This is a genomic window from Chitinophaga sp. XS-30 (genome assembly GCF_008086345.1).
Lineage (GTDB): Bacteria > Bacteroidota > Bacteroidia > Chitinophagales > Chitinophagaceae > Chitinophaga.
Window position 1 is genome coordinate 6,147,635 of the sequence record NZ_CP043006.1, and the last position, 20,085, is coordinate 6,167,719.

Consider the following 20,085-nt stretch of genomic DNA (forward strand, 5'->3'; position numbering starts at 1 on the left):
TCGTTTTAGCCCGGATCAGAGCCCCAAGATACGGCGGTTCAGGTTCTCATCCGCACCTGTGCCGGCAAAATCGTCAAACGCCTTTTCCGTAACACGGATGATATGGTCGCTGATGAACGGTGCGCCTTCGCGGGCGCCGTCTTCCGGATGTTTCATACAGCACTCCCATTCCATCACGGCCCATCCTTCGTAGTTGTATTGCGTCAGCTTGCTGAACACGGCGGAGAAATCCACCTGTCCGTCGCCCAGGGAGCGGAAGCGGCCGGGGCGGTCGATCCATCCCTGGTAGCCGCCGTACACGCCGGAGCGGCCGGTGGGATTGAATTCTGCGTCCTTCACATGGAACATCTTTATCTTTTCATGATAGATATCGATATAGCTGAGATAGTCCAGGCACTGCAGCACAAAATGGCTGGGGTCGTACAGGAGGCATGCGCGCTGATGGTTGCCGGTGGCGGCCAGGAACTGTTCGTAGCTGGCGCCGTCGTGCAGGTCTTCCCCCGGATGCACCTCATAGCAGAGGTCCACGCCGTTCGCATCCATTTCATTGAGGATGGGAAGCCAGCGGTCCGCCAGTTCCCGGAAACCGGTCTCCACCAGTCCCGCCGGGCGTTGGGGCCAGGGGTACACGGTATGCCAGAGCAATGCGCCGCTGAAAGTGGCGTGTGCATTGAGGCCGAGGTTACGGCTGGCTTTGGCGGCGTATTTCAGCTGGTTAACCGCCCATTCTGTGCGGGCTTTGGCGTTGCCGTGCAGTTCTTTGGGAGCGAAGCCATCGAACAGCTCGTTGTAAGCAGGGTGCACCGCTACCAGCTGCCCCTGCAGGTGAGTGGACAGTTCGGTGATCTCCATACCGGCGGACTGCACGATGCCTTTGATCTCGTCCGCATAGGTTTTGCTTTCGGCTGCTTTTTGCAGGTCTATCATGCGGGGGTCCCAGGTGGGGATCTGCACGCCTTTAAAACCCAGGCCGGCGGCCCATTTGCAAATGCCTTCGAGGGTATTGAAAGGCGCTTTATCGTCCAGGAACTGCGCCAGGAAAATGCCTGGTCCTTTGATCGTCCTCATAAACTGTTTCTTCTGTTAATAATTGATTCTTAATGGCCAGAAGGAACCTTGCACCAACCTTCCCCGTATGAGAAATCTCTCATGCCCGGTTTCCTTGTCTGTTAAAAAATCTGAAGATCAGTGCTTTCATTGTTTCCGGCACTGATCTTTATCTGGCGGGCGCCTGATCCTGCTCAGGTCCCTAAATTTCGAATTTTGTCCATTTCTGTTCGCTGGCGGATGATTTCACGACCATGTCGATGAATGCCATGCCGCGGATGCCTTCTTCCACACCGGGGAAATCCAGGGCTTCGGGGGCTGGAGCAGTACCGTCTGCTTTTGCCTGCAAAGTGAGGGCAAAATTGCGGTAGAGGTTGCCGAATGCCTCCAGGTATCCTTCCGGATGCCCGCCGGGCGTGCGGCAATTATGGGTGGCAAAGCTGCTGAGGTGCGGGTTGCCGCCACCGGCACGGAGGATCTCCGTGGGTTTGTCCAGCCACTTCACCAGCAGGGTGTTGGGTTCATGTTGTGCCCATTCGAGCCCGCCTTTTTCGCCATACACGCGGATCTTGAGGGCGTTTTCTTCGCCTGCCGCCACCTGTGATGCCTGCAGCACGCCTGCGGCACCGCCATCGAAGCGGATCAGCACAGCGCCGTCATCATCCAGCATACGGCCTTCCACCTGAATGAGGAGGTCAGCGCATAACTTATCCACTTTCTGGCCGGAGATATATTCCGCGAGATTGAATGCATGCGTGCCGATGTCGCCGAAGGCGCCGCTTTTGCCGGAACGTTTGGGGTCTGTGCGCCAGGCAGCCTGGGCATTACCTTCGCGCTCGCTCATTTTGCTGAGCCAGCCTTGCGGATATTCTACCCATACTTTCCGGATCTTGCCGAGCGCACCGGCCTTCACCATTTGTTTGGCCTGTTTCACCATCGGGTAGCCGGTGTAAGTATGTGTCAGCAAGAGTGACAGGCCGGTTTGTTCCTGTTTGGCTTTCAGTTGTTTGGCTTCATCCAGCGTGAAGGTGATGGGTTTTTCCACCACTACGTGAAAACCTTTGTCCAGCGCCATCATGGCGGGTTCAAAGTGTGCGAAGTTGGGCGTAACGATGGTGATGAAATCCAGGCGTTTGTCCGCCGGCATGGCGGCTTCCTTCTCCAGCATGGTTTTGAAGTCCGTGTAGATGCGGTCTTCATCCAGGAAGAGAGAGCGTCCGGAATCCTGGGCAACTTCGGGGTTAATGCTCAAAGCGCCCGCTTTCAATTCTATCAGCCCGTCCATATTCGCCGCGATGCGGTGGATGGCGCCGATGAAGGCGTCTTTGCCGCCTCCGATCATTCCCATTCTGAGTTTTCTGTTCATGCTATAAAAATATTCGATTACCGTTTTCTATGTTGATTATGCTGTTTGCAGCGTTGAATGCAGGGTCTGTTTCTTTTTTCCTTTCATGTAAAAGAAAAGCCCGGCGAATGCAACGATCAGGATCACCGGGATAATGAGCGTCACATTGATGATCTCAGGACCGGCAACAGCCTGCGCCTGCTGAAAAGTGGTGGCTTCGGGCGTACCCGGAGCGGCCGAGCGGTAAACATCCAGAGATGCGCTCGCTGGCAGATTCTTGGCAATGATGCTGTCATAAAAGCCTCCCATAAAGAAAGTATAAACGGATACGGCAAACATCCCTGCGCCACCGATGAGGTTCATACCCAATGCTCCGGATTCCGGAATATTCTCAGACACGAAACCCAGCATGGTCGGCCAGAAATAGGTGATCCCTATCCCGAAGATAACAGCTGCCACAAACAGCATGTTACCGGAAACGCTTCCCATCAGATAGAGGCCGAACGCTGAGAAAACAGCGGATGCCAACAATACGCCGGTAGGTGACATTTTATGCACCACGGGACCGGCAACAGCACGGCCTAATACCTGTACTCCGGCGGTCAGTGCCAACACCAGCAAACCATACGCTGTTACATTCTTCAGCAGTATCTCGATCCACTGGTTGGTAAACAGTTCGGTTATCGCTGTTCCGAACATGCAAATGAACATAAATATAAATAAAGGGCTGGCAATAGAACGGTACATCTGCTTGTTGGAAACACCCGCAGCCACACGCTCTGTTACAGGGAAGTCGAGTTTCAGGAAGAGGAACCCGTAAATCAGCGTGGGTACCAGCATCGTGGCTACCTGAATCTGCCAACCTATGTTTACCATATTAAGGAAGAATACAATGAGGCTTCCGATCACAATACCACCAGGGAACCAGAGGTGAAAGTGATTCAGTTTTGTTGTTTTGTTATCCTGATAAATGGTTGCCACCAGCGGGTTACAGGCAGCTTCTACTGTACCATTGGCCATGCCGATGAACAGTGTAGAAATAAACAGGGGCCAGAAACCTGACGAGAACCAGGGTGTGCAGATAGTCAACAGGATACCCAGCAGGTGCAACACAAAAGCCGCTACCAGCAACCTTTTCATACCAATGGCATCCACGATGAACCCTCCGATCACTACAGCCAGGGGAAAGCCCCAGAAGGCAGTGCCGGTAATGATGGCCAGTTCCTGGCCACTCAGATGAAATTGTACACCAAGCTGGCCGAGTATCCCGGCCCGGATTCCAAAGGATAGGGAAGTAACGAGCAAGGCCAGACAGCTGGCAACAAATAGCTTTTCAGGCTGTATCTGCTTCATAAACGCGATTTTGTGAAAATTCTATGGCTTGATTAAAACGTTTAAATTTATAAAAAGTATTTACATATTTTTATCTTTTTGTGATAAGATACCTGCTTTAGGTGAATATTTCATCATCCGGAATCCCCCGGCATGTTAATTTAGCTTTTTTTAACATTTGTTCCGATGGATCCGCATGAGAAATGGCTGCCAGTTATAAAATGAAGGGCTCCTTACATACCAATGACCTGCTCCGCGGCCTCAAGGCCCGGGACCCGGAAGTTTTTGCCGGTGTCTACCGACATTACTTCCCCATCCTCTTTGCCGCTGCCCGTAAATACATAGACGATAAAAGCCTCGCCGAAGAAATGATCCAGGACGTTTTTCTGAACATCTGGGAAAAAGACCTGGCGCCGGACCATCCGGCCGCCCTGAAAAGTTATCTTTTCCGCGCACTGATCAACCGCGTCATGAACCATTTTCAGCGGGAAAAAAGATTGCGCCACCACCACGAAGCCCTGCAACACCTTTCAGAAGAAAGTTATCTTTGCACTTTCATCGAAGAACAGGAACTTCGCGAAAATATTCACAAAGCCATCGAGGCTTTGCCGGACAGGTGTAAAAAGATATTCAAGATGAGCCGTTTTGACGGCATGAAGAACCAACAGATCGCAGATTCGCTCCAGCTGTCCGTCAAGACCATTGAAAATCAGATGACCATTGCATTGAGGCAACTCAGAGCAACTTTATTGGAAAACGATTCGCAGACGCTGCCGCCGGATGCGAAACTGAAAATACTTTTGTTCCTGCTGGGCGTGTAACCTTCACCTGGTTCACGATTGCCCGTCATCCCCCCATTAATTTGTTTTGTCCGAAGAACCCGGAAAAAATTATCTGCCTCCGTTTGGGGGCTGAATGCGTTTGACTTGTCTTAGCTGAACAATCAACCGAAATTGTATGAGAGGATCCGATCAGGAAGTTTATGCCATGATTATCCGTTCGCTCGATGAACCGGATAATCCCGATAACCAGAAAGCACTCCAGGAATGGCTGGCCAAAGACGCCGGTAACCATAAGCTGCTGGCGGAACTGCGGTCGCTTTGGGAAGGCGCCGCGGAAGCCAGCGTATTTGAAAGCACACAGGCAGACGCTGCCACAGCACGGTTCATCCACATCCTGCATGAACGATACCCTTCCGCAAAGGCCGCATCCACCTCTCCAAAGCTCAACTGGTGGAAATATGCCGCAGCCGCAGCCATCACGGGCCTGGTCGCCCTCACCTACTGGTGGGCGCAACCTGCTGCGGAAAAACTGACAACGTTCCGTACCACCGCCCAAACCGATTCGGTAACCCTCTCCGACGGTACCAGGATCGTACTCCACAGCCATTCCGCCATCCGCTATCCGGAAACCTTCCGGGGAAAAACGAGAACCGTATTCCTGGATGAAGGCACGGCATTCTTTGATGTACAGCAGGATGCAGCCCATCCCTTTACCGCTGCTACCGGTAACCTCAACGTTGATGTACTGGGCACCGCCTTTAATCTCTCTGTTACCGGCCACAGCATAAAACTCTACGTGGCGGAAGGGGAAGTGGCCTTCGGCCGCAGCGGCGATAACAGCCCCCTGCGGTTGCAGGCGGGCAAGGGTGCTTCTTTCCATAAAACCACCGGAACGCTTGCGCCGGACCGGGAGGCAGATCCCAATGCACTCGCCTGGAAAACGCGTGAGCTCCGCTTTGTGGATATGCCCATGGAAGAAGTCTGCAACGTGCTGTCCGACTGCTACGGGATGGCCGTGATACTGGAAAACGACTCCCGGAAAGCACAAAAACTGAATGCCCGTTTTAGCCAGAGATCAATAGAAGAAGTATTGCAAACATTGAACGCACTGTATGATTACCGCTACGAAAAACGTGGCGATACTGTATTTATTCACTAACCAACAACGCTATATCTGACCAAACTCTAAACTCGTCTTTATGTCCATCTTGAACCAGAAACCGACCCATAACCTATGGCGCAGGGCTTCGTGCGGCCTCCTGCTGGCGCTCGCATTATCCTCCGGGAATGCCGCCACGGCGCAGGATACCTTCGCGCTGAACAGGGTCGTGACCGTCAGGGTCAAAAATCAACCTTTGTCCAATATCCTGTCCGACATCGAGAAACAAACCCGTCTGCATTTTGTATATGACGGAACAGAACTGAACAGGTCCGAGATCATCAGCATCGATGCCCGCTCCCTTACCCTGGGCAATGTACTGCACCGGCTCTTCAAAGGCAATGCCGAAGTACGGGTAATGGGAAACCAGGTAATCCTGAAGAAACAGGGACCTGCTTCTCCTGCCGGCGATATCCGGCAGGAAGTAAAGCAATTGCGCATTACAGGAACAGTGGCTTTGCGGAACACCAGCGGAGAGGTACAGAAGATACCCGGCATCACCGTCCGCATCAAAGCCACCACTATCGGCACGGCCACGAAAGATGGCGGCAGCTTTTCCATCATTGCCAAACCGGGGGATGTACTGGTATTCAGCTACCTGGGCTATAAAACCCGCGAAGTTGTCGTGGATGCCCGATCCACATCCCTGCAGGTAACACTCGAGGAGGATGTGGAAAAGATAAAAGAAGTGGTGATCACCGGCATCTTCGAACGTAAGAAGGAGAGCTTCACCGGTGCCACGGCTACCTACACCAACAGGGAACTGAAACAGATCGGCAATCAGAACGTGATACAAAGCCTGAAAACGCTGGACCCTGCTTTTGCCGTACTGGAAAATAACCTCCAGGGCGCCAATCCCAATGTGCTGCCCGACCTTGAGATCAGGGGAAAAACCGCTACCATTACGCTGCGCGACCAATTCGGCTCCAATGCCAACCAGCCGCTGTTCATCATGGATGGTTTTGAAGTAAGCCTGCAAACGGTAGTGGACATGAACATCAACCGGGTAGAATCCATTACCGTACTCCGCGATGCCGCGTCCACAGCCATTTATGGCTCCCGTGCTTCCAATGGCGTGGTGGTCATTGAAACGAAGAAACCCAAACCAGGCTCCCTCCGTGTGTCCTACTCCATGGACAACCGGGTGGAGTTCCCCGATCTGCGGGACTATAACCTGATGAATGCGGAGGAAAAACTGGAGTTCGAACGGCTGGCCGGAAGATACTCCCTGAACTCCCGCTTTGAATTGTACCAGGACCAACAGCTGGAGCTGGATTCCCTCTACCATGCACACCTCGCGGAAGTGCAACGCGGCGTGAACACCTACTGGATGAATGAACCGCTGCGCACCGGTTACACCACCGGGCATAATTTATATGCAGATGGCGGGGACGACCAGATGCGATACGGCATCGGCGCCAACATCACCCGCACCAACGGCATCATGAAAGGCTCCGGTAAAACCATCGGCGGCGGCAATATCGATCTCATCTACCGCAAAAAAAGATGGAACATCTCCAATAAATTATTCCTGAATATCAGCAAGGCCACCGAGTCTCCCTACGGCTCTTTTGCCACCTTCGCCGAAACCAATCCCTATTTCCGCAAAACGGACGGCAACGGCAACATCACCCGCTACCTGGAAAACTCCACATGGGGCGGTACCGGTTCTTCGGAATACATTGTAGCCAACCCCTTGTGGGATGCGCAACTGGCCAACAGGAACCAGACGACCTATACGCAGATCATCAACAACCTGCAGGCGGAATACCGGTTCACGCAGAGCCTGATGTTCCGTACCAGGCTGCAGGCTACACAAACGGCTACCAGGAATGAGGTATTCATTCCCGGCCAGCATTCCATCTTCCAGGAAACGGAATTTCTCAAACAAGGCTCCTACAAGAATTCAAATACCACCCAGCTTGCCCTTAACGGGAACCTTTCACTGATCTACGGAAAGGATTTCGGGAAACATAATCTCAATGGCGTAGCGCAATGGCAATTGCAGCAGAACCAGGCGGAAATGGAGGGATACACCGCACAGGGCTTCCCCGTGGCCGGTTTTGAATCGCCCAATTATGCTACCGGCTACCAGGAAGCAGGCAAACCCATCTACAATGAACAAACGATCCGCTCCAACAGCTATCTGCTGAACGGCGGCTACCTGTACGACAGGCGCTATGCTATCGACGCCAGCTACCGGATGGACGGCAGCAGTGTTTTCGGCGCCAACCAGCGGTTCAGCGACTCCTGGTCGGTAGGGCTGGCCTGGAACCTGCACAACGAACCTTTTCTGCAGGCATACCGCTGGATCAATATCCTCAAGCTACGCGGCAGCGTGGGCAAACCGGGCAACCAGAATGTAGCGTCGTATATCAACTTCACGACTTATGCCTATAACACCGCCCTGTACAATTACTTCGATCTGGGCGCCGTGATACAGGAACCGGGTAACCCCAACCTGCAATGGCAAAAGAAGCTGGACAGGAACATCGGCATTGATCTGGCATTCCTGGCCAACCGCATCTCTTTCTCCGCCGATGTGTACAACAATATTACGAACCCGCTGGTGGTGGACATCAACGTCCCCTCCTCCGTAGGTTTCCCCGTGTACACCACCAATCTCGGCGGACAGATCGATAAAGGATTTTATGGCAACCTGGCGGTAAGACCGGTGTACCGGCCGCAGCAGCGCATCGTCTGGACCGTGAGCGTCAATGCCCGCAGGACGGTTTCCACCTTCGAAGACCTCGGCAACAAACTGGATGCATTCAATAAGAACAATATCTCCAAAAACCTGGAGCGGTATAAAGACGGCAGCAGCACCACGGCCATCTGGGCGGTAAGGTCCGCCGGCATCGACCCTTCTACCGGCCGGGAAGTCTTCATCCGTAAAGACGGCACGCTCACGTTCGTGCACAGCTACGATGATGAAACTGTTGTAGGCGATACCCGGCCTGACCTGGAAGGCGTGTTCGGCAATGCGCTTTCATACAAGGGCTTCAGCGCCAGCATCTATATCCGCTACCGCTTCGGCGGCGATGTGTTCAATACCGCCCTCTGGAACAAAGTGGAAAATATCAGCATGGAAGGGCTGAAGAAGAACCAGGACAAACGCGCGCTGTACGACCGCTGGAAGCAGCCGGGCGATGTGGCCACATTCAAGAATATCAGCGCCACAGAAGTAACGCCGGCATCTTCGCGTTTTGTACAGGAGGAAAATACCCTTGCCGGCGAAAGCATCCGCATCGGCTATGAGTGGAATAACGACCAGCTGAAAAAACTGGGCCTCAGCTATATCACGCTCAATGCCTATATGAATGACATTTTCCGCAAATCGACCATCGTCAGCGAAAGAGGTATCGACTATCCCTTTTCCCGCTCGGTATCCTTTTCCCTCAGCGCCGGCTTTTAAATTCAAACCGCAAGAACATGAAGAAATTTACCTTACATAGCATCCTGGCAGCAGCGCTCCTGCTGACCGCATCCTGCAACAAATGGCTGGACGTCAAGCCGAAGGACAGGACCATTGAAGAACAGCTCTACAAATCGGAAGATGGTTTTTACACCGCGCTGAACGGCGTGTACCTGGAGCTTTGCTCACAAAATCTCTACGGCGGGCAGCTAACGATGGAAATGCTGGAAGCCCTCGCCCAGCGTTACAACACTTCCGCTACAGACCACTACCTCCGCACCGTCACCAGCTACAGCTACCAGGAAAGCGCTGTGAAGAGCAAGGTAGACGGCATATGGCAGGGCCTCTACAAAAGCATCAGCAACCTCAACAGGATGATGCTGGTGATCGACGAACGCAAAAGCCTCTTTGCCAGCGAAAGGAACTACCAGCTGCTGAAAGGTCAGGTGCTCGGGCTGCGGGCCTTCCTGCATTTCGATCTGCTGCGTCTCTTCGGGCCGATGTACAATACCGTGGATTCCACCGCCGATGCCATCCCCTACTATGATCACTATACCGTTGAATACCTCCCTTTTCTGCCGGCCAGCGAAGTTGTTGCCAAAGTGCTGGCAGACCTGGATGAAGCGGACGCCCTGCTGTCCGTTTCAGATCCGGTGATCACGGAAGGCACATTGTTCTCCGCCGCGCCGGATGGCAGCTCGAACAAATTCCGCTACCGCAACCTGGCCATGAACTATTACGCCGTACAACTGCTGAAAGCACGCGCAGAACTTTACCGCGGGAACAAAACCGCCGCGCTCGAAGTCGTAAAACAGGCCCTGCCGGATGTGGAAAAATGGTTCCCCTTCGTGAACGTGAATGCAGTGACCGATAACATCAATCCGGACAAGGTGTTCTCATCAGAACTGCTCTTCGCCCAGTTCGATGCAAGGCTGTATGAAAAATACAACAATTACTACGCGCCGGCCCTGAATGCCAGGAGCCTGCTCACCGCCCAGGCCAGCCGGCTGAATACTACCTATGAAAGCAATGAGAACGATTTTCGCTTCAAGTCCGTTTTCTGGCGCATCCCGGACAATAATGCGGTAACGGTGAAATGCTTTTTCAAGTATTCGGACATTACCGATAAAAACCGGCCTTACCGCCAGCTGCTGCCCCTGATGCGCAAGACAGAGCTGTATTACATTGCAGCAGAATGCGAGCCATCCGCTCCGCTCGCAGCAGGGTATCTGAATACCGTACGAAAAGCCCGCGGGCTGCCGGACCTTCCATCCAACGCTAACCTGACAACCGAGATCAGGAAAGAATACCTGAAGGAATTCTACGGTGAAGGCCAGTTGTTCTTCTATTACAAAAGGAATAACACTGCCTCCATTCCCAACGGCTCCTCCGCCTCGGGGAACGTAGCCATGAACGCATCCAAATATGTACTGCAAATTCCGGACAGCGAGCTGGCTTACCGGAATTAAAAAATGTTTATCATGAAAAGATCAATATACAGCATGCTGTCAGCCTTCACCCTGCTCGCACTTGGCGCCTGCGAAAAGGAACTGGCCACCTACAGCGAAACCGACGGCGTCTATTTTTCCCTTACCGTCAGCAATGTACGTACAGACACCAGCAAGGTCACCTTCGCATATGCTCCGCACGATGTAACAGACACCACCATTCTTGTACCGGTGCGCACAAGGGGGTATTTGCAGGATCAGGACCGCGCTTTCCGCCTGAAAGTGGTGGAAGAAAACACCACGGCCACCGCAGGCGTTCATTTCACCGCCCTTCAGACGGAATACAGCATACCGGCCGGAACCAATATCTTCCAGCTGCCGGTAACCCTGCACCGGACGGCGGACATGCTCGCAGATACTTTCCAGATACAGTTGGAATTGCTGCCGAATGAACATTTCGACCTGAAGCTGAGCGATGAGATCATCAACACCACTACAAAAGAGAAAGTAAGCCTTACGCGCTTTACCGTCCAGGTGAACGACGTGCTTGCCATGCCCCGGGCCTGGTGGGACTATATGCTCGGCACCTTCAGCAGAAAGAAGATCCTGCTCATCGCGGAGATCAGCGGGGAGCCCCTGGCCAACTTCAACGACCAGACCCTCCTCACCGTCTCCAAAAACACCTTCCTCGGCAAGTTCACCCAGAAATACCTGAATGACCAGGCCGCGGCGGGAAATGTAATACTGGATGAAGATGGCCTGCCGATGGTAATGGGCGCCGGCGCACAATGATTGTTCAACTTATTAATGCTAAAACATGAGACCATATATCTTCCTGCTTGCCGTGCTGCTCTGCGCAACAGGCTGTTACAAAGACCTCGGCAATTATGATTACCGGGATGTCAACGAAGTGGGTATTGAAGGTATCGAAAGCCAATATACCATACTGTCCCTCGATACGCTGCGGATCAATCCTGTGTTGACATTCACGCAGGACGCTAAAGGCGATACCGCGGATTATGAATATGAATGGATCGCCATCCTGGATGAAGGCGACCGCGTGTTCCCGGATGTCAAACGGACCGAAGTGGCCCGCACCAGGGACCTCAACTACAAGGTGGTGCTGAAGCCCAATGCCGGATTCACCATGTCTTACCGCGTAAAGGACAAGAAAACCGGCATCCAGTGGAGCAAAACCTTCCGGCTGGAGGTAAAATCCACCATATACGAAGGATGGCTGCTTTATTCCGATGTAAATACAGACGCCCGGCTGGATATGATCTCCAGGCTGGATGATACGACTGAGCGCATATACATCGACGTGCTGGCACAGGTGGGATGTGAGCTGCCACCGCAAAAGCACCCCCGGCATGTCACTTACGCCACCAAAAACCAGGGCGGGGGCATTTACCTCAGCGCGGGCACCGGCACTAACAGCATTCATTCCGAAACATTCCTGTGGCAACCTTCCAATGCCATAGAATACGAAATGCAGGGGAAACCACCCGCCGGTTTTGCTCCTTTGTACGTCAGCAATATGGACAATGTGGAGCATGTCATGGTCACGGAAGACGAGATCTATTACCAACATTTCATCTTTGCAGCCGGTTATACGCTCCCCATCAACAGCATACAGGCCGAAGGCACTTTATTCAAGCCGGCGCCTTTCTTCGGGTTTTCCAACAGGATAGCCTCCAATATGGTCATCTACGATGAAACGAACAGACGTTTCGTGGGCTACAAAGGCAGCCAGACCTATAGCTACCTGCTGCAAGACCCGCCGGACGGCCTTTTCAGCTACTCCACCGGCCGCAGGATGCTCTACATGGCCAATACCCGGTACAGTAATAATGATGTGTTCGCCATCCTGAAAGACGATGCCGCCAACAAAACCTGGCTGTACAGGATGAACGTTTCCACAGGTATTACCCAGACCTATTACGGGGAGATGACCGGAACGGATATCGACAAGGCGGAGTCATTTGCCGTCAGCCATCAGTTTGGATACATCTTCTACAATGTGGGCGCAAAGGTATACCAGTACGATATGTTCAACAGAAACAGCAAGCTGATGCTGGACATGGGAACGGAAAAAATATCGCTGATCAAATGCCAGCACTTCAACGGCAGCAGCAAATATGCGGCATTCGAAAAAGCGCTGATCGTCTGCACCTACGACCCCGGAAAACCGGCGGCGGAACAGGGCACCATGCGGCTGTACGATGTTCCCGCCGTGAACGGGGACCTGGTGCTGACGAAGACCTACACCGGCTTCGGGAAAATAGTGGACGTTGCTTACCGGACACGTTGAACCCGTTTCTTTCAGACACAAAAAATAAATATATACAGATGAAAAACACGAACATCAGCAAACTGGCAGCCCTTGTGGCCGTTACGGCATGCTTTACGGTCACAGTGCAGGCCCAGCAATATACCATCAACGGGAACCTGGAGGATGCGGACAACAAAAAAATATGGCTGTTAAAAGTGACCGGCGGTACGAAATTCGATACCGTGGCAGCCGGTACTGTTAAAAACGGCACCTTCCGCTTTTCAGGCAGTGTACCCGAAGCCTATCCCCACGCCATAGCGCTCGAAGGGGGCCGCGGAAAGCTGTTCTTCCTTGAAAATACCAACGTGACCGTTTCGGGAAAGGCTGCAAATATGGAAATCTCCGGCGGGAAAGCCCAGGAGGCTTACCTGCGGTATGAAGCCATGGAAAAAGAAACACAGCAGCAGATGAACGTACTGCGGACGCGGCAGGAGAAACAGCGTAAGGACTTTCTGGCCAAGAATGGCGACAATGTAGTAGCCGCCTACCTGCTGGGCATCTCCCTCGGATATATGTCCGCCGGGGACCAGGAGCCCATTTATCAGCAGTTCAGTGACGCGGTGAAAAAAAGCGAGTTCGGCCGGCTCGTGCGCGACCGGATTGACCGTATGACGGCGGTGATGCCCGGCAAAAAAGCGCCTGATTTCAAGGCGCCGACACCTGAAGGCGGCATAAAAAGCCTGTCTGAAGTGGTGAAAACAGGCAAACTGACGATGATCGATTTCTGGGCAAGCTGGTGCGGGCCCTGCCGCGCAGAAAACCCCAATGTGGTGCGTGTGTATTCCAAATATCATGATAAAGGCTTCAATATCATCGGGGTATCGCTGGACAGAGAAGGAGAGGGTGAAAAATGGAAAGAGGCGATCAAAAAGGACGGGCTGGTGTGGAATCATGTGTCTGACCTGAAATTCTGGCAATCGGATATTGCCAGACTGTATAATATCCGCAGTATCCCTGCCACCTTCCTGGTAGACGAAAAGGGCGTGATCGTCGCCAAAGACCTGCGTGGGGCTGAACTGGAAAAGAAAGTAGCGGAGATATTGGGTAAAAACTGATCCCGGTACCATCAGGTTACCTACTGTGTCTTTATACCCTGGGGGCTGTTCGCAAGACAGCCCCCGATTTTTTAGCCCCATCCCCCAAAAATTCCTAATTTTACAGGCCTTCCGGAAAAAGGACCGTTCTGCCACCTTGTCACAACCTCCGCTCCGGGCGTAATATTTGACTATAGACAACCACGCAGGACTCCTGTGCAAGGTTACTTTTATCATACGAAATCGAAATTTTAACATGCTAGGTTTTTTAACAAAGCTTTTTGGAGGAAACAAGTCTGACCGCGATATCAAACTGATCCTGCCTGTTGTGAAGCAGATCAATGAGGAGTACGAAAAACTGTCATCCCTGACCATTGATGAACTGCGTGGTAAAACGCAGGAATTCCGCGCCCGCATCCAGGCACATCTTGCCGACACCGACCAGGAGATTGCCGAAAAGAAGGCATCTGCGGAAAGTGATGAGGATGTGAACGTGAAGGACCTGGCCTATAAGGAAATTGACAAGCTCATCAAGCAACGCGATAAACAGATCGAGGAAATTCTGGAGAAACTGCTTCCTGAAGCTTTCGCCGTAGTAAAAGAAACCGCCCGCCGTCTCAAAGAAAGCACTGTCATTACGGCCAAAGCCACTGAGCTGGACCGGCAGCTGGCGGTGAAAAAAGAGTATGTTACCATTGAAGGTGACAAAGTGACCTGGAAAAACTCCTGGATAGCCGGCGGTACGGAAGTGACCTGGAACATGGTGCACTACGATGTACAGCTGATCGGTGGTTCCGTATTGCATAAAGGTATGATCGCGGAAATGGCCACGGGTGAGGGTAAAACCCTCGTGTCCACACTCCCGGCCTATCTGAACGCACTGGCCGGTGAAGGTGTGCATATCGTCACGGTGAACGACTACCTCGCCCGCCGTGACTCCGAATGGAACGGCCCGCTCTTTGAATTCCTGGGCATCACGGTGGATTGCATCGACAAACATCAGCCGCATTCCCCCGAACGCCGCGCTGCCTATCAGGCGGATATCACTTATGGCACCAACAACGAATTCGGTTTCGACTACCTCCGCGATAACATGGTGCACAGTCCCGAAGAAATGGTGCAACGCAAGCACCACTTCGCTATGGTGGATGAAGTGGATAGTGTGCTGATCGATGATGCGCGTACACCGCTGATCATCTCCGGCCCCATTCCGCGTGGCGATGAACAGGAATTCCACGCTCTGAAGCCCCGCATCCAGCGGCTGGTGGAAGAGCAGCGCAAAGTAGTGAACCAGTACCTGCAGGAAGCCAAGAAACTCATCGCCGAAGGGAAAGACGATCCCAAGACCGGTGGCCTGGCCCTGATGCGCGCATGGCGCGGTCTTCCCAAAAGCAGCGCTACCATTAAATATTTAAGTGAGCCCGGCATCAAAGTGCTGCAGCAAAAAGCAGAGAACTATTATATTGCCGACCAGCAAAGGGAAATGCCTAAAGTGGATGAAGGCCTCTACTTCCACATTGAGGAAAAGAACAACAGCGTTGAACTGACCGAAAAAGGCATTGCCCTCATCACCGGCGCCGGTGAAGATCCTCATTTCTTCCTGCTGCCGGACGTTGGTGCGGAAATAGCAGACCTGGAAAAACTGGAACTGAGCGCCGAAGAGAAAATGCAGCGGAAAGATCAGCTGCTGCAGGACTTCTCCATCAAATCCGAACGTATTCACTCCGTACAGCAGCTCCTCAAAGCATATACCCTCTTCGAAAAAGATGTGGAATATGTAGTAATGGACGGAAAAGTGAAGATCGTGGACGAACAGACCGGCCGTATCCTTGATGGCCGGCGGTATTCCGATGGACTTCACCAGGCGATTGAAGCGAAAGAGAATGTGAAAGTGGAAGCCGCTACACAGACCTTTGCCACCATCACCCTGCAAAACTACTTCCGTATGTACCACAAACTGGCCGGTATGACCGGTACAGCGGTGACGGAAGCCGGCGAGTTCTGGGAGATCTATAAACTGGATGTGGTGACCATCCCCACCAATCTCCCCATCACCCGTAAAGACGCGGAAGACCTGGTGTATAAAACGAAACGCGACAAATACAAAGCCGTTATCAACGAGATCAAGATACTGAAGGAAGCTGGCCGCCCCGTACTGGTGGGTACCACCTCCGTAGAGGTATCCGAATTGCTGGGCAAAATGCTCACCTTCGAGAAGATCCCGCATAATGTACTGAACGCCAAACAGCATGCCCGTGAAGCACAGATCGTAGCGGAAGCGGGGCTTGCCGGCGCCGTGACCATTGCCACCAACATGGCCGGCCGTGGTACGGACATCAAGCTCGGCCCTGGTGTGAAAGAAGCCGGCGGTCTTGCCATCATCGGTACCGAACGCCATGAAAGCCGCCGTGTAGACCGCCAGTTGCGTGGTCGTGCCGGCCGTCAGGGCGACCCCGGTACCTCACAGTTCTTCGTATCCCTCGAAGATGACCTGATGCGCATGTTCGGCTCAGACCGTATTGCCTCGCTGATGGACCGGATGGGCTACAAGGAAGGCGAAGTGATCCAGCATAGCATGATCACCCGCTCTATCGAACGCGCACAGAAAAAAGTGGAAGAGAATAACTTCGGCATCCGTAAACGCCTGCTGGAGTATGATGACGTGATGAACAAACAGCGCTCCGTGATCTACAGCAAGCGTAACCACGCCCTCTTTGGCGAACGCCTGTCAATAGATATCGATAACGCCTTCTACGATGTGGCTGAGAACCTCGTGACCATCCACCGTGAAAGCGGCGACTATGAAGCCTTCAAGCTGGAAGTGCTGATGAACTTTGCCACAGATACCGCCATTACAGCGGAAGAACTGGGCAGAGGCAGCCTGCAGGAAATAGCCGGCAAGCTGTACGAAGAAGCCAAGGAAAATTACCATCGCAGAACTACGGAACTGGTGAACGGCACCCTCCCGGTGATCAAAAAGATATTCCAGGAACAGGGCAGCCATATCGAGAATATCTCCATTCCCTTCACGGACGGCAAAAAAGGCGTCAATGTGCTGGCCCCGCTGAAAAAAGTGGTGGAAACAGAAGGCCGCGAAACTGCTGCCGCGCTGGAACGCAGCATCACACTGGCCCTGATAGACGAATCCTGGAAGGAACACCTCCGCGCCATGGACGATCTGAAACAGTCCGTGCAAAGCGCCGTGTACGAGCAGAAAGATCCGTTGCTGATCTACAAGTTCGAGGCTTTCAACCTTTTCAAACAGATGGATGGGGAAACCAGCCGCGAGATCGTGGCATTCCTCTGCAAGGCAGGTATCCCCGGGGAAAGGGATAACCGTGAGCAGATCAGGGAAGGCCGGGAAGAAAAAACCGATATGAGCGGTATGCGCGCCTCACACCAGGAGTTTGAAGAAGCACCGGCAGGAAATGGCCGCCGTGAACCGGAATATGCGCCGGCTGAAGAGCAGCATCGCCCGGAACCGGTACGTGTAGGGCCGAAAGTAGGCCGTAACGACCCCTGCCCCTGCGGCAGCGGCAAGAAATTCAAGCAATGTCACGGTAAAGACCTGTAATCACTCAATAATATTTTAATTTTAATAACGGAGTTACACAGGCCACCTGCGTAACTCCGTTATTACTTTAAGCAGCCTTATGCGACTGAACCGCTATATCGACCATACTGTATTGAAACCCGCCACCACCCTGGAGGATATCAAAACCCTCTGCATGGAAGCCGTGGAGTATGATTTTGCGGCAGTATGCGTTCCCCCTCCCTTCGTAAAGCTGGCAAAGACGTTCGTGGGCAGCACCAATACCAAAGTAGCCACCGTCACCGGCTTCCCCTTCGGATACTCCGCCATTGAAGCCAAAGTGGCCGAAAGCGTGCTGGCCATCATCGATGAAGCAGACGAGCTGGATATGGTGGCCAATATCATCGCTATCCGTAATAAGGACTGGGCTTACCTCGAAAAAGAGATCGCCACCATCATGCCCATTATCCGCAATAAACAGCGGGTCATCAAGGTTATTATTGAAAGTGGCATATTATTGGAGGAAGAAATCATCAAATGCTGCGAGCTGTATGCCCGCTTCGGTGTGGATTTTGTAAAAACCTCCACCGGATATGCGGAAAAGGGCGCCACCGTGGAAGCCGTGCAGCTGATGCGCAAACATCTGCCCGCAAATATCGGGATCAAGGCTTCCGGGGGGATTCGTACCTTTGCCTTTGCGAAGGAACTGATCGCCGCAGGAGCTACCCGCATCGGAGCAAGTGCAAGTGTACAACTGATGAAGGAAGCATCGCTATAAAAAGCAGGTGATAATACAACAGGTGCAAGCACCAATACCGGCTGATGCAGTATTTTGATGGAACCCGGGGCATGCGGAATGCCCGCATTTTTTTGAGCAAACAAACGATTTTCATATGATGTTAAGAACAGGCTGTTTATTCATTTTTCTGCTGGCCGCAGTATCCCTGCGGGCGCAGGACAGCACTTATGCGGACAACGGGCCGGTTAAAGTAACGAAAGACAGCCGTATAGACATCCTCATCAGGAAACAGATCTATATCAATACCCTGGCCATCCGCAATCAGCCCGGCTTCCGCGTGCAGGTGATCACCACCAACCGCCGCAACGATGCCAATGACGCCAAAGCCAAAGCCATGCAGCTGTTTCCGGAGTATCGCAGTTATATCGACTTCCAGGCGCCGTATTTCAAGGTGCGTGTAGGCGATTTCAAGACCCGGGAGGAAGCGAACGAACTGCGCAACAAGCTGCTCAACCAGTTTTCCGGAGGCGTATTCGTTGTGCCCGCGATCATCAATGTTACACCCGGCACTGAGTTCGACTAAGCAAGCTCCCGGCGCGCAATAACTCATGGGGCGCCTTATCTGATTAATACATCAACATGCGGAGATGAAGCACCCGAGGCTCCATCCGGCCCGAAAAAAATAAAAATAAACGGATGAAACAAAGCATCAAATCCCTGGCCAGCGAATACGCACCTGATCTTATAGCTTGCAGACATCACCTCCATTCCCACCCGGAGCTTTCTTTCCAGGAATACGAGACATCGAAGTTCATCCAGTCCAAACTCGATGAATACGGCATCCCCTACACCGCAGGCCTTGCCGGTACCGGCATTGTTGCGCTCATCAAGGGGAAAAACCCGGATAAAAAAGTGATCGCCCTTCGGGCGGACATCGATGCGCTGCCCATCGAAGAAGCCAACGATGTGCCTTACAAGTCACAAAACCCCGGTATCATGCATGCCTGCGGCCATGATGTGCATACCACCGTAGTGCTGGGCGCGGCCCGCATCCTGCAGCAGATACGGGACGAATTTGAAGGCACCATCAAAATACTTTTCCAGCCGGGAGAAGAGAAACACCCCGGCGGCGCCAGCCTGATGATCAGGGACGGCGCATTGGAAAACCCCAAGCCACAGGCCATTCTGGGCCTGCATGTGCTCCCGGCCATGGAAACCGGCATCCTCGGATTCCGCGGCGGGCAATACATGGCCAGTGCGGACGAGATCTACATTACCGTAAAAAGCAAAGGGGGCCACGCTGCGGCGCCGCACCTTACGGCAGACACCATTCTCATTGCCTCCAACCTGGTCGTGAGCCTGCAACAGATCATTAGCCGCAACAACGATCCGTTCTCCCCCTCCGTATTGTCCATCTGCGCTTTTAACGGCGGCTTCACCACCAATGTGATCCCCAGTGAAGTGAAGCTCATGGGCACTTTCCGGGCCATGGACGAAACCTGGCGCTTCCGCGCGCATGAGCTGATCCGCAAACAGGCCACCGAACTCGTACATGCCATGGGAGCGGAGATCGATATAGATATACTGGTGGGGTATCCCACCTTATACAATAACGAAAATGTGACGGCCACCGCCCGTTCCCTCGCAGAAGACTACCTCGGCAAAGAAAATGTGACGGATACAGAACTGCGTATGGGCGCCGAAGATTTCGCCTACTATTCCCAGGTGATCCCCGCCTGCTTTTTCCGCCTCGGCACCGGCAACAAGGCACGCGGTATTTCCGCAGGCGTGCATACCCCGGTTTTCGATATCGATGAGAGGGCGCTGGAGATCGGGGCGGGTACGATGGCTTATCTGGCGGCGCGGTTTTAGAAAAGCCCTGCTGCTCTTCCCAAAGAACCAACCGTCCCGGTAAAAACC

At 53.0% G+C, this 20,085-nt stretch carries 14 protein-coding genes; 11 read left to right on the plus strand and 3 right to left on the minus strand.

Annotated features, from left to right (window positions below; genetic code table 11):
- Nucleotides 1–15 precede the first annotated feature (15 nt).
- The 3 genes from FW415_RS24735 to FW415_RS24745 all read right to left on the minus strand — a co-directional run bounded on the left by FW415_RS24735 (nucleotide 16) and on the right by FW415_RS24745 (nucleotide 3,745).
- A complete protein-coding gene (locus FW415_RS24735) occupies nucleotides 16–1,068 on the minus strand; it encodes a sugar phosphate isomerase/epimerase (protein WP_148389756.1) in 1,053 nt (350 codons plus the stop codon).
- A gap of 181 nt (nucleotides 1,069–1,249) precedes the next feature.
- Nucleotides 1,250–2,413, minus strand: coding sequence for a Gfo/Idh/MocA family protein (locus FW415_RS24740; protein ID WP_148389757.1), 1,164 nt, complete (start codon nucleotides 2,411–2,413; stop codon nucleotides 1,250–1,252).
- 36 nt (nucleotides 2,414–2,449) lie between these two features.
- Nucleotides 2,450–3,745 carry a sugar MFS transporter gene (locus FW415_RS24745; RefSeq protein ID WP_148389758.1) on the minus strand — a complete coding sequence of 432 codons (1,296 nt, stop codon included), beginning with the start codon at nucleotides 3,743–3,745 and terminating at the stop codon, nucleotides 2,450–2,452.
- Between the two features lie 200 nt (nucleotides 3,746–3,945).
- On the opposite strand from FW415_RS24745, the gene FW415_RS24750 reads away from it, so the two are divergent.
- From FW415_RS24750 to FW415_RS24800, 11 genes are all read left to right on the plus strand, one after another.
- On the plus strand, nucleotides 3,946–4,545 hold the full coding sequence (locus FW415_RS24750) for an RNA polymerase sigma-70 factor (protein WP_168208972.1): 600 nt from the start codon (nucleotides 3,946–3,948) through the stop codon (nucleotides 4,543–4,545).
- Between the two features lie 136 nt (nucleotides 4,546–4,681).
- Nucleotides 4,682–5,665 carry a FecR family protein gene (locus tag FW415_RS24755; protein ID WP_148389760.1) on the plus strand — a complete coding sequence of 328 codons (984 nt, stop codon included), beginning with the start codon at nucleotides 4,682–4,684 and terminating at the stop codon, nucleotides 5,663–5,665.
- Between the two features lie 40 nt (nucleotides 5,666–5,705).
- Complete coding sequence (locus FW415_RS24760) at nucleotides 5,706–9,080, plus strand: SusC/RagA family TonB-linked outer membrane protein (protein ID WP_148389761.1); 3,375 nt, start codon at nucleotides 5,706–5,708, stop codon at nucleotides 9,078–9,080.
- A gap of 17 nt (nucleotides 9,081–9,097) precedes the next feature.
- Nucleotides 9,098–10,549 carry a RagB/SusD family nutrient uptake outer membrane protein gene (locus FW415_RS24765; protein ID WP_148389762.1) on the plus strand — a complete coding sequence of 484 codons (1,452 nt, stop codon included), beginning with the start codon at nucleotides 9,098–9,100 and terminating at the stop codon, nucleotides 10,547–10,549.
- A 12-nt stretch (nucleotides 10,550–10,561) separates the two neighbouring features.
- Nucleotides 10,562–11,320 carry a DUF4843 domain-containing protein gene (locus FW415_RS24770; protein WP_168208973.1) on the plus strand — a complete coding sequence of 253 codons (759 nt, stop codon included), beginning with the start codon at nucleotides 10,562–10,564 and terminating at the stop codon, nucleotides 11,318–11,320.
- A gap of 25 nt (nucleotides 11,321–11,345) precedes the next feature.
- Nucleotides 11,346–12,839 (plus strand): PKD-like family lipoprotein, encoded by a 1,494-nt coding sequence (locus FW415_RS24775; RefSeq protein ID WP_148389764.1) that lies wholly within the window; start codon nucleotides 11,346–11,348, stop codon nucleotides 12,837–12,839.
- A 38-nt stretch (nucleotides 12,840–12,877) separates the two neighbouring features.
- Nucleotides 12,878–13,915: a TlpA disulfide reductase family protein gene (locus FW415_RS24780; RefSeq protein ID WP_168208974.1), complete on the plus strand. Its 1,038-nt coding sequence runs from the start codon at nucleotides 12,878–12,880 to the stop codon at nucleotides 13,913–13,915.
- 235 nt (nucleotides 13,916–14,150) lie between these two features.
- Nucleotides 14,151–17,468 carry a preprotein translocase subunit SecA gene (gene secA / locus FW415_RS24785; protein ID WP_148389766.1) on the plus strand — a complete coding sequence of 1,106 codons (3,318 nt, stop codon included), beginning with the start codon at nucleotides 14,151–14,153 and terminating at the stop codon, nucleotides 17,466–17,468.
- Between the two features lie 79 nt (nucleotides 17,469–17,547).
- Nucleotides 17,548–18,204 (plus strand): deoxyribose-phosphate aldolase, encoded by a 657-nt coding sequence (gene deoC, locus FW415_RS24790; RefSeq protein ID WP_148389767.1) that lies wholly within the window; start codon nucleotides 17,548–17,550, stop codon nucleotides 18,202–18,204.
- Nucleotides 18,205–18,319: 115 nt separating this feature from the next.
- A complete protein-coding gene (locus tag FW415_RS24795; RefSeq protein WP_148389768.1) occupies nucleotides 18,320–18,748 on the plus strand; it encodes an SPOR domain-containing protein in 429 nt (142 codons plus the stop codon).
- A gap of 113 nt (nucleotides 18,749–18,861) precedes the next feature.
- A complete protein-coding gene (locus FW415_RS24800; RefSeq protein ID WP_148389769.1) occupies nucleotides 18,862–20,037 on the plus strand; it encodes a M20 family metallopeptidase in 1,176 nt (391 codons plus the stop codon).
- The last annotated feature ends 48 nt before the right edge of the window (nucleotides 20,038–20,085 follow it).

Excerpts from the sequence above, each read along its gene's own strand:
- FW415_RS24735 (WP_148389756.1), bottom strand. The coding sequence starts at position 1,068 with ATGAGGACGATCAAAGGACCAGGCATTTTCCTGGCGCAGTTCCTGGAC.
- FW415_RS24740 (WP_148389757.1), bottom strand. The coding sequence starts at position 2,413 with ATGAACAGAAAACTCAGAATGGGAATGATCGGAGGCGGCAAAGACGCC.
- FW415_RS24745 (WP_148389758.1), bottom strand. The coding sequence starts at position 3,745 with ATGAAGCAGATACAGCCTGAAAAGCTATTTGTTGCCAGCTGTCTGGCC.
- FW415_RS24750 (WP_168208972.1), top strand. The coding sequence starts at position 3,946 with ATGAAGGGCTCCTTACATACCAATGACCTGCTCCGCGGCCTCAAGGCC.
- FW415_RS24755 (WP_148389760.1), top strand. The coding sequence starts at position 4,682 with ATGAGAGGATCCGATCAGGAAGTTTATGCCATGATTATCCGTTCGCTC.
- FW415_RS24760 (WP_148389761.1), top strand. The coding sequence starts at position 5,706 with ATGTCCATCTTGAACCAGAAACCGACCCATAACCTATGGCGCAGGGCT.
- FW415_RS24765 (WP_148389762.1), top strand. The coding sequence starts at position 9,098 with ATGAAGAAATTTACCTTACATAGCATCCTGGCAGCAGCGCTCCTGCTG.
- FW415_RS24770 (WP_168208973.1), top strand. The coding sequence starts at position 10,562 with ATGAAAAGATCAATATACAGCATGCTGTCAGCCTTCACCCTGCTCGCA.
- FW415_RS24775 (WP_148389764.1), top strand. The coding sequence starts at position 11,346 with ATGAGACCATATATCTTCCTGCTTGCCGTGCTGCTCTGCGCAACAGGC.
- FW415_RS24780 (WP_168208974.1), top strand. The coding sequence starts at position 12,878 with ATGAAAAACACGAACATCAGCAAACTGGCAGCCCTTGTGGCCGTTACG.
- secA (WP_148389766.1), top strand. The coding sequence starts at position 14,151 with ATGCTAGGTTTTTTAACAAAGCTTTTTGGAGGAAACAAGTCTGACCGC.
- deoC (WP_148389767.1), top strand. The coding sequence starts at position 17,548 with ATGCGACTGAACCGCTATATCGACCATACTGTATTGAAACCCGCCACC.
- FW415_RS24795 (WP_148389768.1), top strand. The coding sequence starts at position 18,320 with ATGATGTTAAGAACAGGCTGTTTATTCATTTTTCTGCTGGCCGCAGTA.
- FW415_RS24800 (WP_148389769.1), top strand. The coding sequence starts at position 18,862 with ATGAAACAAAGCATCAAATCCCTGGCCAGCGAATACGCACCTGATCTT.